8 protein-coding genes are annotated in these 16,253 nt (G+C 42.7%); 6 read left to right on the top strand and 2 right to left on the bottom strand.

Annotated features, from left to right (window positions below; all coding sequences use genetic code 11):
• Positions 1 to 63: 63 nt before the first annotated feature.
• Positions 64 to 231, bottom strand: coding sequence for a hypothetical protein (locus ACM0OR_RS05285; RefSeq protein ID WP_414575307.1), 168 nt, complete (start codon positions 229 to 231; stop codon positions 64 to 66).
• Between the two features lie 304 nt (positions 232 to 535).
• Here ACM0OR_RS05285 and ACM0OR_RS05280 point away from each other — a divergent pair, with 304 nt between their 5' ends.
• The 4 genes from ACM0OR_RS05280 to ACM0OR_RS05265 all read left to right on the top strand — a co-directional run bounded on the left by ACM0OR_RS05280 (position 536) and on the right by ACM0OR_RS05265 (position 4,810).
• A complete protein-coding gene (locus ACM0OR_RS05280; RefSeq protein ID WP_190696577.1) occupies positions 536 to 853 on the top strand; it encodes a hypothetical protein in 318 nt (105 codons plus the stop codon).
• 202 nt (positions 854 to 1,055) lie between these two features.
• On the top strand, positions 1,056 to 2,783 hold the full coding sequence (locus ACM0OR_RS05275) for a succinate dehydrogenase/fumarate reductase flavoprotein subunit (RefSeq protein WP_414575306.1): 1,728 nt from the start codon (positions 1,056 to 1,058) through the stop codon (positions 2,781 to 2,783).
• Positions 2,784 to 3,116: 333 nt separating this feature from the next.
• Entirely contained in the window at positions 3,117 to 3,530 is a 414-nt protein-coding gene (locus tag ACM0OR_RS05270; protein ID WP_190695466.1) for a DNA mismatch repair protein, read from the top strand.
• Between the two features lie 74 nt (positions 3,531 to 3,604).
• A complete protein-coding gene (locus ACM0OR_RS05265; protein WP_414575305.1) occupies positions 3,605 to 4,810 on the top strand; it encodes a TIR domain-containing protein in 1,206 nt (401 codons plus the stop codon).
• A 162-nt stretch (positions 4,811 to 4,972) separates the two neighbouring features.
• Here ACM0OR_RS05265 and ACM0OR_RS05260 read toward each other — a convergent pair whose 3' ends face one another.
• Positions 4,973 to 7,444, bottom strand: a complete 2,472-nt coding sequence (locus ACM0OR_RS05260) for an ATP-dependent Clp protease ATP-binding subunit (protein ID WP_190696579.1) — start codon at positions 7,442 to 7,444, stop codon at positions 4,973 to 4,975.
• 769 nt (positions 7,445 to 8,213) lie between these two features.
• On the opposite strand from ACM0OR_RS05260, the gene ACM0OR_RS05255 reads away from it, so the two are divergent.
• Positions 8,214 to 8,687: a hypothetical protein gene (locus ACM0OR_RS05255; RefSeq protein ID WP_414575304.1), complete on the top strand. Its 474-nt coding sequence runs from the start codon at positions 8,214 to 8,216 to the stop codon at positions 8,685 to 8,687.
• 274 nt (positions 8,688 to 8,961) lie between these two features.
• Positions 8,962 to 16,245, top strand: a complete 7,284-nt coding sequence (locus tag ACM0OR_RS05250; RefSeq protein ID WP_414575302.1) for an ExeM/NucH family extracellular endonuclease — start codon at positions 8,962 to 8,964, stop codon at positions 16,243 to 16,245.
• The last annotated feature ends 8 nt before the right edge of the window (positions 16,246 to 16,253 follow it).

The following is a 16,253-nucleotide window of genomic DNA, read 5'->3' as shown; positions in this document are numbered from 1 at the left end:
GAGTGCGATCGCGTAACCGCCCAGCGTAGCTGATCGCCTCTCAAATTAAATGACTGAGTTTCATTAGATAGATTCTCCATCCTCAAGAGTATAAATATCTGGTTCGTCATAGAGAAAATTGAACAAATGCCCATTCTCTGCCAAATTCATTAACTCGTTGCTAGAAGGATAGGGAATATTGCTCAATAATTTTTCTTCTAAGGACAGACGTCCTTCTATTAGTAAAGACAAAACTAACTGCAATATTGATTCAACAAAGAAAGTTAGTGTTCATTCTGCCCAATCGTCTCAAATGAGTCCAGGAATTATTGGCAACTGTTTTAGATGATTAGATACTAAAGTAATGCGAAGACTAATTGAATGATAGACTACATAGCTCAGTGTAAAATAATAGTTATGTAGAAATTACATTGGGTAACAAAAAGACTGAATTGTAAAGTGATATTACAAACCTTGGAAAAATATTGAGAAATGGTCTGCCAGCCAAACATGGCTCTAACGTAGAACCTATAGGCTAGACTTGAGGCGAATTATGATGAACAAAAATAATATTCAAAACTATCGATTTGTTTGCACCTTGACTTTTGGTGATATATACGGTCAAATAATCGTTTGGTTAATCACCATTACTCTTAGCTTGGCATCAGCTTTGGCACTGATGGGTGCAAGACGACCTGTATATGCTTTAACTACAGTGGGTCTGGTCGTACTGTTGTCCCTACCTTTCTTATTGTTTGCGTTTGTAACTACATTGTTAAATCATATTGAATTAATTTCCGTAGAGCCAGGTGTAAAAACTGAACCTATCCCTGGTAATGTTTCTCAGCAACAACCTGTACAAGCTAGTAGCTGAAGAACGGGGAATGGGGAATGGGGAATGGGGATAGGGGCATAGGTAAAAACCTGCCCGAATATTGGGACGAAAGCCTCTAAATTTATTTATGGGGATTCCCCCTATTGCCTATTGCCTTTTAATTTTTGAATTTTGAATTTTGAATTGATTTATTTCACCTCTCTACAATGGAACAACAGTGTTTTGCAGCCAGGGGCTAAGTATGTTGGAACATGATGTGATTATTGTTGGGGGTGGATTGGCGGGATGTCGTGCTGCTGTGGAAATTGCCCGCACTGACCCCAGTTTAAATATTGCAGTAGTGGCAAAAACCCATCCTATTCGTTCTCACTCGGTTGCTGCCCAAGGGGGGATGGCAGCAGCATTAAAAAATGTGGATTCTACTGATACTTGGGAAGCCCACGCTTTTGATACTGTCAAAGGTTCTGATTATCTAGCAGACCAAGATGCTGTAGCCATTCTCACCCAAGAAGCACCGGATGTAGTCATTGACTTGGAACACATGGGGGTCTTGTTCTCCCGTCTAGACGATGGTCGCATTGCACAACGGGCTTTCGGCGGACATTCTCACAACCGCACCTGCTACGCCGCCGATAAAACTGGTCACGCAATTTTACATGAATTGGTGAATAATTTGCGGCGTTATGGCGTGCAGATATATGAAGAATGGTACGTCATGCGCCTAATTTTGGAAGACAATGAGGCGAAAGGCTTGGTGATGTACCGTCTGCTAGACGGTCATGTTGAGGTACTAAGGGCCAAGGCTGTGATGTTTGCCACGGGGGGTTATGGTCGCGTTTATAACACTACCTCCAATGATTATGCTTCTACTGGTGATGGTTTAGCGATGACCGCACTGGCAGGTTTACCCCTGGAAGATATGGAATTTGTCCAGTTCCATCCCACTGGGTTGTATCCCGTGGGCGTGCTGATTTCAGAAGCGGTACGGGGAGAGGGGGCATATCTGATTAACTCCGCAGGCGATCGCTTTATGGCGAACTATGCACCTAGTCGGATGGAACTAGCCCCCCGTGATATCACCTCACGGGCGATCGCCTACGAAATTCGCGCTGGGCGGGGGATAAATCCTGATGGTAGTGCTGGCGGTGCTTTTGTCTATCTAGATTTGCGACACATGGGTAAGGAAAAAATCATGAGTCGCGTCCCCTTCTGTTGGGAAGAAGCACACCGTCTAGTTGGGGTAGATGCAGTCACGCAACCAATGCCAGTTCGTCCTACTATTCACTATTGTATGGGGGGGATTCCTGTTAATACTGATGGTAGAGTCCGCAGTAGTGGCGATGGTTTCGTTGAAGGTTTCTTCTCAGCTGGCGAGACGGCTTGTGTTTCTGTCCACGGTGCAAATCGCTTGGGTAGTAATTCCCTATTGGAGTGTGTAGTCTATGGTAAACGAACTGGTGCTGCGATCGCGCAATATGTGCAGAAACGCAAGCTACCCACCATAGATGAACAAAGTTACATCACACAAGCCCAGCAAGAAATCCAATCTTTAATTGCACAGCCGGGACAATACCGTATTAACCAAATTCGCCAAGATTTTCAAGATGCGATGACTGAATTTTGCGGCGTTTTTCGCACTGAAGAATTAATGTGTCAAGGATGGCAGAAAATTACAGAAATACAACAGAAATATAATCAAATTTATTTAGATGACAAAGGTAGTTGTTGGAATACAGAACTTGTAGAAGCCTTAGAACTGCGAAGCTTAATGATAGTGGGACAGACTATTTTAGCCTCAGCTATCAATCGCCAAGAAAGTCGCGGCGCACACTTCCGGGAAGATTATCCCCAGCGAGATGATACTAATTTTCTCAAACACACAATGGCTTACTACTCACCAGCCGGGATTGATATTCAATATCGCCCAGTCGCAATCACCATGTTTGAGCCACAAGAGAGGAAATATTAACCCGAATTTTCAGGACATTGGGAGAATGTAGGGGAAAGAATTTTAGATTTTGGGTTTTGGATTTTGGATTAAATCCCAATCCCCTACTTGCTTCCACGACACAACTGACTATCAACTTTACCTCCCGGTACAGTCACAAACTTACTAGGAGACGGTTTTGAAGGTTTGTAGTAAGGACTAAAGTCCTTACTACAAACTTGCTTATCCCTCAATTCAAATTTGATGACCTACTAGTGGTTGACAGTGAGAGTGTCAATGATGATGAAATATTCGCTTCTCAGGGAATAATAAATTTAGCTCATCAGCTAGACACATCTCTGAGGCCTATAAGTTATGTCAGAACTTAATATTAGTGAATCTGTGGCTCATGCTTTAGCTAGATACCGTAACCATTTGGAATTTAATGGATATCATGTTGAAGAAGATGACGACTTACTTTTTTGTCGTCACCCTAGAAAGCATAATTTAATGCTTAGATATATTGATGCTAGAGGAGTATTAATCAGAACAATTTATTCCTGTGAAGCAAATATTAAAAGGATACACATTTTAGAATATATCAATGAATTAAATTCAGAATTTTTATTTATGAAAGCCTATGTTTATGGAGAAGAAAATGATTTATTTTTAGAAACTTTTGCTGAGGGAGAATATGATAGAACCAATTTTTCCATCATGTTAGACAATATTGAATATGATATGGACATACTTATTAATCATAAGCTCACCAAGGATTTTTTGCAATAAATTCATTATTAACAACATGGTGGTAACTAGCCACCATTTTTATTTTTGTTTGAATTATATATCTTGTAAATTATATGAATGAAATATATCTATCTTATGCCTGGAAAGACGACAGAAGCGAATCAGGTAAGCGGCGAGAAGAGTTGGTAGATAAAATTTGCGCAACACTGCTAGCTCAAAACTATAAATTAATCCGCGATCGCAATCATTTATCTTTAGGCAAAAGTATACAGAATTTCATGCGAGAAATTGGGTGTGGTAACTATGTAATTGTAGTTGTCAGCGACAAATATTTGCAATCAGAATACTGTATGTTTGAAGCTATGGAGATTATGAAATCTAAAAATTATGAACAAAAAATATTCCCGATAGTATTAGAAGATGCCGATATTTACAGTAAAGATGGACAATTTAAATATATAAATTACTGGAAGAAACAAGCACAAAAAATAGATGATATCATCAATGCTGATTTGCAACTTAATGCCGATTCAGCCATGAATAGTGTAGCTGATAAAATTAGAGACATTTCTCACAAAGTTGATGATTTTATCCTTTTTGTAGCTGATAAACTCAGCATTGATCCAGCGAAAAATTTTGATTTGTTTATCGAGCAGCTTACCTCAGCTATTAAAAATGATGCTGCAAAGATGAGAAATAAAAAGAGCATTTTAGTAGCTGGTACAGGTAACTATCAACTACCTCTAGAAGTGCATCTGACAGCCAAAAAACTCGGTGAAAAAATAGCAGCGTATGATTACAATCTGATTACAGGTGGTTGGCAAGGCGTAGACTATATAGTATCTGAAAGCTTTGCTAATAAACTAGCACAAAAAAATATTCCTCTTTCCCAGAAGCTAACACAAATAGTTTTACATGGAACTCAGCCCATGTTTAGAGGTGGAACTGTACAATATACAGAAACAGGAATAAATGAGTGGCTCAAGTGTTTGCAACAGTCAGATTTAGTCATCCTTCTAGGAGGACTGGGCGGCACTTATGAAACTTATCTATACGCCAAACAAGAAAAAATTCCCGTAATTCCGATTGTGTGTACTAGTGGTGATGCAAAAAGAGTTTTTGATGAAATGTTGCAAGATTGGGATAACCAACTAATGGGTAACATCTCCATAGAAAAGTTTAAGTCACTAAATCAGTATATCAATGATGAATTCACTGCCGAAGATGTAGTTAATGATGTCATGGATATGGCCAATGAAATTATTTTTGATGCGCGGGTAAGGTTTGAGGAACGTTGGCGCAGCCTTCCCGCAGGATAACCAACATTATCAAGACTTTGTTGGGTTTCGCTATCGCTCAACCCAACCTACTATTCACTTAACCGAACCGTATTAAGATACTCGCAGCAAAGAAAAACGGTAGAGAATAAATTTCTCTACCGTTTGCTAATTTTTATTTGAGAATCAAATCTCAAACTTTAACTAAGACTCAACACCTTGGGGTAACAATTCCCGACGCTGTTGAGAAGTAACTTGGACATTGCCGTTTTCATCAATATCAATTAGGGCGACATCGCCATCCTTGATGCGACCAGACAGAATTTCTTCAGCCAAGCTATCTTCCAACAGGCGCATAATTGCCCGCCGTAACGGCCTTGCACCGTAGCTGGGACTGTAACCTTCTTCGATGAGTCGGTCTTTGAAGCGATCGCTAACTTCTAAGGTTATACCTTTTTCTGTCAAGCGACCAAATACTTCTTTGAGCATGATGTCCGCAATTTCGGTAACTTCCAGCTTGCTCAATTGACGGAAGACGATAATCTCATCTAGGCGGTTGAGGAATTCAGGACGGAAGTATTGCTTCAGTTCTTCGTTCACCAAGGAGCGAATACGGTTGTATTGTGTTTCGGTTTGATCTTCGGAGAACTCGAAGCCGATACCACCACCACCTTTTTCAATTACCTTAGAACCGATGTTGGATGTCAAAATCAGCAAGGTGTTCTTGAAGTCAACGGTGCGTCCTTTCGCGTCTGTTAACCGACCGTCTTCTAAAATTTGCAGCAGCATATTAAAGACATCGGGGTGGGCTTTTTCGATTTCGTCGAACAGCACCACAGTGTAAGGACGACGGCGCACAGCTTCTGTTAATTGTCCGCCTTCGTTATAACCAACATAACCAGGAGGTGAACCAATCAACTTGCTGACTGTGTGGCGTTCCATATATTCGGACATATCCAGGCGGATCATCGCTTCTTCTGAACCGAAGAAGTATGAAGCCAAGGATTTCGCCAATTCGGTTTTACCAACACCAGTCGGCCCGGAGAAGACAAAGCTCGCAATCGGTCGGTTGGGATTTTTCAAACCAACACGAGCGCGACGGATAGCCCGTGAAACTGCTTTCACCGCTTCTTCTTGACCGATGAGTCGCTGATGCAAGGTGTCTTCCATGTGCAGCAACTTCTCGGATTCGGATTCGGTGAGTTTGTTCACCGGTACGCCAGTCCAGGAAGCAACGATGTGGGCGATGTCTTCTTCGGTGACAACGGGTTCTAGTCCGTCACCACCAGCACTGTTGGTTTTGTTTTGGGCGATCGCGCGAATTTCGCCTTTTATTTCCATTTCGCGATCGCGCAGTTCCCCAGCTCTATCAAAGTCTTGGGAACGGACTGCATCATCTTTTTCTTTTAAGATTTGGCGCAGTTCTTTATCTAACTCTTTGGCTGCGGGGGGCAGTTGGGAGTTGATTAACCGCACGCGCGAACCTGCTTCATCAACCAAGTCGATGGCTTTGTCTGGCAGATAGCGATCGCTAATATAACGATCTGATAATTTCGCCGCCGCGACTAAAGCTTCATCGGAGATTTTCAGCTTGTGGTGTTGCTCGTAGCGATCGCGCAAACCATATAAAATTTCTATTGTTTCATCGACGGAAGGCTCACCTACCATGACTGGTTGGAAGCGGCGTTCTAACGCAGCATCCCGTTCAATGTGCTTGCGGTACTCATCCAGGGTTGTCGCACCGATACATTGCAATTCTCCTCTCGCCAAAGCTGGCTTGAGGATATTCGCTGCATCAATCGCCCCTTCGGCTGCACCTGCACCAATGAGGGTGTGTACTTCGTCTATTACGAGAATTACATTACCCGCCTGGCGAATCTCATCCATGATTTTCTTCAGGCGTTCTTCAAATTCCCCCCGGTATTTAGTGCCTGCGACGAGCAAACCGATATCTAAGGTGACAACACGCTTATCTTCTAAGATATCGGGGATATCTTTGTTAGCGATGCGTGATGCCAAACCTTCGGCGATCGCGGTTTTACCCACCCCAGGTTCACCAATCAAAACTGGATTATTTTTTGTCCGGCGACCCAAAATCTGAATTACACGCTCGATTTCCTTGGCGCGTCCCACCACAGGATCGAGTTTGTTATCCGTGGCCATTTGGGTCAGGTTCGAGCCAAATTCATCCAAAGTTGGTGTCTTAGTGCGCCCAGACTGGCCGGTCGCTGAAACCTCGGCGGTTTCTCCCAACATCCGAATGACTTGAGTTCTGACCTTTGATAGATCCACCCCCAGGTTTTCTAGCACCCTGGCTGCTACACCTTCCCCTTCCCGGATCAGGCCCAACAGCAGATGCTCGGTGCCAATGTAGTTATGCCCTAATTGGCGCGCTTCTTCCAGGGATAGTTCCAGAACCCGCTTTGCCCGTGGCGTAAACGGAATTTCCACGGCCACAAAGCCTGAACCCCGGCCTATGATTTTTTCTACCTCAATGCGGGCATCTTTGAGATTGACACCCATCGATTTCAGCACTTTGGCCGCAACTCCTGTGCCTTCCCCAATCAGACCCAGGAGGATCTGCTCAGTTCCAACGAAGTTGTGACCTAAACGGCGGGCCTCTTCTTGGGCCAGCATGATTACCTTAATGGCTTTTTCTGTGAAGCGTTCAAACATGGCATTTTTCCCATCACCTGCGTCGTGCCGGTACGCTGATTTTAGCACAGGCTATTCTTTTGGATGCCTGTATAAAGATAATAAACATCCAAGAACTATCACCCATGTTGATAGGCTAACTGTTATTTTGTTATTTGTTTTTATATGGCTGCTGTACTGAGGAGTTGTACTTTATCAGCATTTCTAGGCTGTGACTATATGCAACAGGCTACATAATTTGAAGGTTTTATTAGGTAGTCACAAATATTTATTGTTAGCACAACTAGGTAGCATTAGTCAATTTTTTTCATAAACATATATATTATTTAAAATAACTTAGCCTTTAACATTAGAAATTTTAATAATTAAATTTGGACAAAATTTAAATTTTTCTCACTAATCTTGAGATGCCATCAAGTACAACAACATCAATGTTTTAGTGTCTTCCCCACATCAAACAATAATAATCATTGTTAATTGTGTGGCTGATTAGTTGAAATTCATCAACAACACAAGGTATGGAGGTTTTGAATGTCAAAATACATAAAGCAGAATAATTACAGAATTACAGATAATTTTGATACAAAACGGATACAAATTACAATCGAATTTATAAAATTTTCCCAATGCAGCATCATGTAATTAGAGCCGCGATTAATCACATCTCTACAAAGCAGTTGTCTATACTGATAGGATTAATTCAGTTTGTAGCGGGAGTCAGTTTTCAATACTGTTTGGTTACTGATGTTGGTTCTGGGTAATACTGAATGAATACGATCGCGAGATAAATATGGAATCCGAAAAAGTTCAACCAGAAAAGCCGTTAGATTATAGAGCCTTATTAACTGCTGCTAAGGAAGCGTTAAAACTTGAATACCAGAGATCAGCCATTTTAATTTCACAACTGCAAGCTATAAAAACTCAGTTAGCGGAAGTTCAGGCTGAAAACAAAATCTTGAGAGAAAGTGTTGATGAAGATGTAATTAAGCATTTTGAGGAGCGCAACCAAGCAGCAGAAGCGCGATCGCTCAAAATAGAAGTGCGTCAAAATTTCCTGGAAGCTAATGGTTGCAAAGATGATGAAAGCTTCGAGACTCTATGGGACAGTATTAAAAATAAGATTCAAATTCAAGGCGGTGAAGTGAGAATTGTTTCTCAAAATGGCACTCCTAAGTTCACCTTAAATGGCAAAGTAATGACCTTAAGCGATTTTGTTCAATCCCTCAAACAAGACCCAATCTCAAGCAAATTTTTCTCGGAGTAAACAACCTACACCGCCTGATAACAGGTTAGTGTAGGCTTCTGGTATTTTAATACTACCAGAACTTTCTTATGCAAAATATTATTTGTAAATAATTAGTTATTTTACCTTTTCCTAGTATTCTCTTAATCTTTATTCAGTAAATTTTTAGTGCCTATTTACACGAATAAAATTACTGGGCATTAATTTTTTGTAGTCAACAAAAATATAAAAAGCTAGTAAGACCTATTCAAGCATAGGCCAACATTTTGCATTGATTTTTTACTGGCGTACAATCATGACAGCTACAATTCTGAACTCTGGGGATATTGCGATCGCTGGTTATAACACTACTAATCCTGATAGCATCAGGTTAGTGGTGCTAGTAGATATTGGTGCTGGTACAACTTTCAACATTACAGATAATGGCTGGCAGTCTAGTGGTAGCTTCAGAACTGGAGAGGGAATTCTTACCTACACTGCACCAACAGATATAGCTGCGGGTACGGTTCTCACGTGGACAAATGGAAACGTAAATAACAATAATTCACCAGGATTTAACTCCAATAGTCCTAGCAATTTTGCCCTCAATGCTAGTGGTGACTCGCTAATTATCTATACAGGGACATTAAACAGTCCAACTTTAATTTATGCACTGAATTCTGGCAACTGGACTAATGCAACTAGCGCGGCCACATCTGCTGAACCCACTGCTGCTAATGGTGGCACATTGGAAACTGGTATTTCAACAGTAGCAATAACTACTAATGGCACAAATGGCTACTATAGCGGTTCTACTTCTGGAACTCAGGCAGAACTTCTAGCTGCTATCTCCAACCCAGCAAACTGGACTGCTAGTTCCACCGTAACTGACATTGCTAATTGGGCATCATTATTTACGCTTTCTCAACCTTTACCAAATATCCAAATCACCGAGTATATGTACCAAGGTACTAACGGTGAATTTATGGAGTTTACCAACCTTGGTGCTACGGGAGTAGACTTTACTAGTTGGAGTTACGATGATAGTGGTCGAACACCTGGTACGGTTGATTTAAGTGCTTTTGGGATTGTTCAGCCTGGAGAATCAGTTATCCTCACAGAAGCGACTGAAGAAGCTTTCCGTGCAGCATGGGGATTGTCTGCTGACGTTAAGATAATTGGCGGACTGACAAGAAATCTGGGACGGGCTGATGAAATTAACATATATGATAATAACGGAAATCTGATAGACCGCCTCACCTATGGAGATACAGTCTTTCCGGGGACAATTCGCACTCAGGCAATCAGTGGCTGGACTGATCCAACAAATCTAGATGCTGTCAATATTAATACTGATTGGATATTCTCTACTGAAAATGATGCCCAGAGTTCCTACGCTTCATCTGGTGGTGATATTGGCAACCCAGGCTTCTATACCATTAACTTTACACCCGTCCCTGGTATAACCATTATTCAATCTGGGGGTAGCACTGATGTAACTGAAGATGGTGCTACAGATAGCTACACAATCGTACTGAAAACACAGCCCACAGCAGATGTCACTATTAGCATCAGTGTTGATAATCAAGTGACAACCAGTTCGCCAACATTGACTTTTACACCTCAGAACTGGAATGTTGCTCAAATCGTTACCGTTGCAGCTGTCGATGATGACGTAATTGAAGGTACACATACAGGTACAATTGCTCATAATGTTAGCAGTAGTGACGCTAATTATAATGGGGTGGCGATTGCCTCCGGCACTGCGCTCGGCGCAATCGCTAACATCATCGTCAACATAACTGACAACGACGCACCACCCAACACCAACGTTAATATCCAAATCACCGAGTATATGTACACCGGTGCAAATGGAGAGTTTGTAGAATTTACCAACCTTGGCACTACAGCAGTAGACTTTACTGGTTGGAGTTACGACGACAATACTCGCATTCCTGGGTCGTTCAATCTGAGTGCTTTTGGTATTATCCAGCCGGGAGAATCAGTAATTTTAACAGAAGCCTCAGCCGAAGCATTCCGCACAGATTGGGGATTATCTGACTCAGTGAAAATCATCGGTAACTCTAACCAAGGTTTGGGACGTGAGGATGAGATTAACCTGTACGATAATAATGGAGAGTTGATAGATCGCCTCATCTACAACGATCAAGGATTTGCAGGGACTATTCGTACACAGAACGCCAGTGGTTGGACGGAAGCAGCAAATCTCGATTCTTTCACAATTACTAATGATTGGAAGCTTTCCACAGTTAATGATGCCCAAAATTCTCGCGTATCTATAGGTGGCGATATTGGCAACCCAGGTACTTACATTCCTAATCCCACATCAACTGTTGGCGCACCAAGAATTGAGGTAAATCTTAGCACAACTGATTTCCTAGATGGACAAAACTTACCAGTTCCCCTACCTATCACTGGTGCTGGTGCAATTAGTGGGGTAATTAACGATCCTACTGATCCAGTAAAGACACTAGGTATTGATTTTACTCTGAGTGACCCTGATACGGCAATTGATAATCTTACAGTCACTGTCACCAGCAGTAATCAAGCAGTTGTTCCTAATGCCAACCTGACTTTAATTGGTACAGGTGCAGAACGGAATCTGAAAATTGATCCGACTGGTGTGGGTTTAGCAAATATTACTGTTACTGTTAGTGACGGTACACTCAGCAGTTCCTACATCATTAACTACGCTGCTTCAACCGGATCTATAAATCCTAGTACCCGCTTCTTAACAGGTACGAGTGACGCTTCTAGTGCGATCGCTATTGATGCTAATTATATGTTCGTTGCCGACGACGAAGATCAAACAATTCGGCTGTACGATCGCCATAATTCCGGTTTACCATTAGCCAGCTTTAATTTCACCTCATTGCTGGGATTATCCGGTTCTAGTGAAGTAGACATTGAAGCCTCAACCCGGATTGGTGATGTAATTTACTGGATGGGTTCTCACAGCAACAACAGTAGTGGTAACGACGCACCCAATCGCGAACGGATTTTTGCCACTCAGATTTCTGGAACAGGAGTCAATACCACCCTCACCTTCCAAGGATATTACCAATTCCTCGAAGATGATTTAATTGCCTGGGATAATGGCAACGGTCATGGTTTAGGTGCTGGTTATCTGGGACTAGCGGACAGTGCAGCCAATGGCATTTCCCCAGAAATTCGTAGCGGTTTCAATATTGAAGGCTTGACAATTGCACCTGATGGTAATACTGCTTATATTGCCTTCCGTGCGCCCAATCAACCCATACCAGAACGTAATCAAGCGTTAATTATTCCAGTTACTAACTTTACCACCATTCTCAATGTTGCAGGTGGTACATCTGGTTCTGCAAACTTTGGTGCGCCTATCTTTTTAGATTTGGGCGGACGTGGTATCCGCAGTATCGAGCGTAACTCTAGTAACCAATACATCATTATTGCTGGCCCCGCCGGTGGGTCTACAGGAAATGCACCTAATGATTTCCGTCTCTACACTTGGACTGGTAATCCTACTGATGCCCCTGTCTTACGTACTGCCGATTTAACAGCGTTGATTGCTAACGGTAGCTTTGAATCCATTGTAGAAGTTCCAGATTCCCTGACTGGCACTACCCAAATTCAACTACTAGTAGATAACGGCGATACCGTATGGTACAACAACGGCACAATTTCCAAAGACTTATCTCAAGACAACTTCCAAAAATTCCGCAGCGAAGTCATTAACTTGAGTTCTCCTATCTTGACCACACCAACCGGGTCAATTTCCCTCAATACTCCCTACTCCCAAGACTTTAATAATCTGATTAATTCGGGTTTGGAAACCTGGACTGATAGCACTACAATCGCTGGTTGGTATACTGCTAGAACCGGAACTGGCACCACAATTGCGGCCTCAACTGGAAGCAGCACCGCAGGTAATCTCTACAGTTTCGGTTTAGATTCAGACCGCGCTTTAGGTTCTATCGGTTCAGGTAACGCAGCCGCAGGTAATTTCTTCTGGGGTGCAAGATTCTTCAACGACACCAGCAATGTAATTGATCAGCTGTATGTTAGCTATTACGGCGAACAATGGCGCAGTGGTGGTGCTACCTCCAATCCTCAAACTATTGATTTCCAATACCAAATCACTGCAACCAGCTTAACTGGTGGTAACTGGATTGATGTCAACAATCTCGACTTTACTAGTCTTGTCAACAACGCGGCTGCTGGCGCACTCAATGGTAATTTAAGTACCAACCGCAGTTTAATTTCAGGAACGATTAGCAGTTTATCTCTCAATCCTGGTGAAGAAATATGGTTGCGTTGGGTTGATATTGACCATCCAGGTACAGATCATGGTTTGGGAATTGATGATTTACAAGTTTCCACCGCCCCATTACCTAGTATCACCTTGATTGAGTCTGGAGGTAGTACCAATGTCACCGAAGGTGGGGAAACGGATAGCTATACCATCGTGCTGAATACCCAGCCAACGGCAGATGTCATAGTTACCATCACCCCCGATTCCCAAACTACAACCAGTGCTACAATCCTCACCTTCACCCCTCTCAACTGGAATATACCCCAACCTGTGACAGTAATTGCAGTTGATGATGATTTAGTGGAAGGTACACACAGCAGTGTTATTAACCATATTGTGACTAGTGGAGATACTAACTACAACGGTCTAAATATTGGTTCAGTCATTGCAACTATTACTGATAATGATGTTTCCCTGAGTGTTACCAAAATCCACCAGATTCAAGGTAGCGGTGCAACCTTCAATTCTGACTTCGGTGGGATTCGCACGATTGAGGGGATTGTCGTTGCAGCGTTCCCTGGTAGTTCTGGTTTGAATGGCTTCTTTATCCAAGAAGAAGATGCAGATGCTGATAATGACCCCACAACTTCCGAAGGGATCTTTGTTTTCGACCCCACAGGACAGTTTTCTGGTGGCGTTGGTGATAAAGTCCGAGTGACTGGAACTGTGAGCGAATTTACCAGCAGCAGTACCAGTAGCCTCACCCAACTTTCTAACGTCAGCAGCTTGATTAACTTGGGTGCAGACATATTACCTACAGCTACTAACATCCAGTTTCCTGTGACTAGCGTCGCAGATTTGGAACGCTACGAGGGGATGCTGGTAAATGTCAGTGCTATGAGTGGTAATTTAACTGTCACCGAACATTTTCAACTAGGTCGTTTTGGTCAGGTCGTACTGTCAGCAACTGGTGCTAGTGACCAACCAGGTACAGACGCAAGACTAGAACAATATACCCAATTCAATGACCCCAGTGTTGCTGGTTACTCTGCTTATTTACAAGATATTGCCACACGCCGGATTATCCTGGATGACGGTAGAGGGATTCAAAACCCTGACCCAATTATTTTTGGTCGTGGTGGTGAACCTTTAAGTCCTAGCAATACTCTCCGGGGTGGTGATACGGTTGCTAATATCACTGGTGTTTTAGACCATCGTTTTGAAGGTTATCGTGTTCAAACCTCCACTGGTGCGGACTTTACACCAGCTAATCCCCGTCCAGAGAATAAACCAGATGTCGGTGGGACGCTGAAAGTTGCCAGCTTTAACGTTCTAAACTACTTCAACGGTAATGGTACTGGTAGCGGCTTTACCAGTCCTGAACAACGGGGTGCAGAAAACCTGACTGAGTTTAACCGTCAGCGTGACAAAACGATCGCTGCTATTTTGGGATTAAATGCCGATGTTGTCGGTCTGATTGAAATTGAGAATGATGGCTATAGTGCAAATAGTGCTATTCAAGATTTAGTTAATGGACTAAATGCTGTGGCCGGTGCTGGTACTTATGCCTTAATTGATCCAGGAATGCCCCAACTCGGTACGGATGCGATCGCAGTTGGTTTTATCTATAAACCCGGTAGTGTTACGCCCATCGGTGCAGCAGCCACAGTCTCTGATGGCTTTGGTCAAGGTGCTTTTGATAACAACAACCGTAAACCCCTAGCTCAATCTTTCCTGCAAAACTCCACTGGTGAAGAATTTACTGCTGTAATTAATCACTTCAAATCCAAGGGTTCGAGTTCTGGGAATCCTGGTGATGCTGACGCTGGTGATGGTCAAGGTTTATCTAATGGTACAAGGACTCGTGCATCTGAAGATTTAGCCACATGGTTAGCAACCAATCCCACAGGTACGACTGACACAGATTACCTGATTCTCGGTGATATCAACGCCTACGCCCAGGAAGACCCAATTAAGGCTTTGGAAAATGCCGGATACAACAATCTAGTACCCAATACTTCCTACTCCTATGTGTTTGATGGTCAATGGGGTTCTTTAGACCATGCTTTAGCTAATGGTTCTTTAACATCCCAAGTAACTGGTGCTGCAAAATGGCACATTAACGCCGATGAACCAAATGTTTTGGACTACAACACCAACTTTAAATCAGTAGGACAACAAAGTAGTTTATACAGTCCTGATGCTTTCCGTTCTTCAGACCACGACCCAGTAATTGTAGGGCTAAATCTCAATACTGCACCAGTAGCGGGGAATGATACTGCTGTTACTGATGAAAACACAGCAGTTGATATTAACGTCCTGGCTAATGACAGTGATGTCAATGGTGATCCTCTACAACTGAGTTTGGTATCTACACCTGCTAATGGTGTTGCTGTTGTCAATGACAATGGTACGCCGAGCAACTTTGCTGATGACTTTATTACCTACACTCCGAATCTCGGCTACGTTGATAGTGATAGTTTCACTTACTCTATCAACGATGGTAAAGGTGGCACAGCAACAGCATCGGTGAACGTAACTATCAACGCCAGTGGCGACATTATTGGCACTCCTGGTAACGATATTCTCACAGGTACTAACAAGAATGATCTGATCCGGGGTCTGGGTGGCAATGATACTTTACTAGGTGGTAATGGTGATGACACCTTGTTTGGTGGTGACGGAGACGACTATCTAAATGGCGGTAACGGTAATGACACCTTGTTTGGTGGTGACGGAGACGACTATCTAGATGGCGGTAACGGTAATGACACCTTGTTTGGTGGTGACGGAGACGACTATCTAGATGGCGGTAACGGCAATGATACCTTGTTTGGTGGTGACGGAGACGACTATCTAAATGGTGGTAACGGCAATGACACCTTGTTTGGTGGTGACGGAGACGACTATCTAAATGGTGGTAACGGTAATGACACCTTGTTTGGTGGTGATGGTAATGATACTTTAATCGGTGGTAATGGCGATGATCTACTAGTTGGTGGTAAGGGAAGCGATTTATTCAATGGCGGTAACGGCCGCGATCGCTTCTATTTGAGTGATACTCGTAGTGGAGATTTTGATACCATTACTGACTTTAAAGTTGGGCAGGATACAATCTTGATCTCCAAGTCAGAATTTGGAATCAGTCAAGCTTTGGGTACACTTGATCCTGGTTTATTCCGTCTTGGTAGTAGTGCCGTAGCAGCGAGCGATCGCTTTATCTACGACAATACTACAGGTCAACTTTTCTTTGATGAAGATGGTATTGGCAATACAGCCAAAATTCAGATAGGTTTGTTATCGAATAAAGCGGCACTCACTAATAGTAATGTGACTGTGATTGTATAAGCTTTCAG

The sequence above is a fragment of the Anabaena sp. CCY 9402-a genome (assembly GCF_963920945.1).
GTDB classification, from domain to species: Bacteria; Cyanobacteriota; Cyanobacteriia; order Cyanobacteriales; family Nostocaceae; genus Trichormus; species Trichormus minutissimus.
The sequence above is the reverse complement of the archived record's forward strand: the minus strand, read 5'-3'. Positions and strand labels throughout refer to the sequence as shown.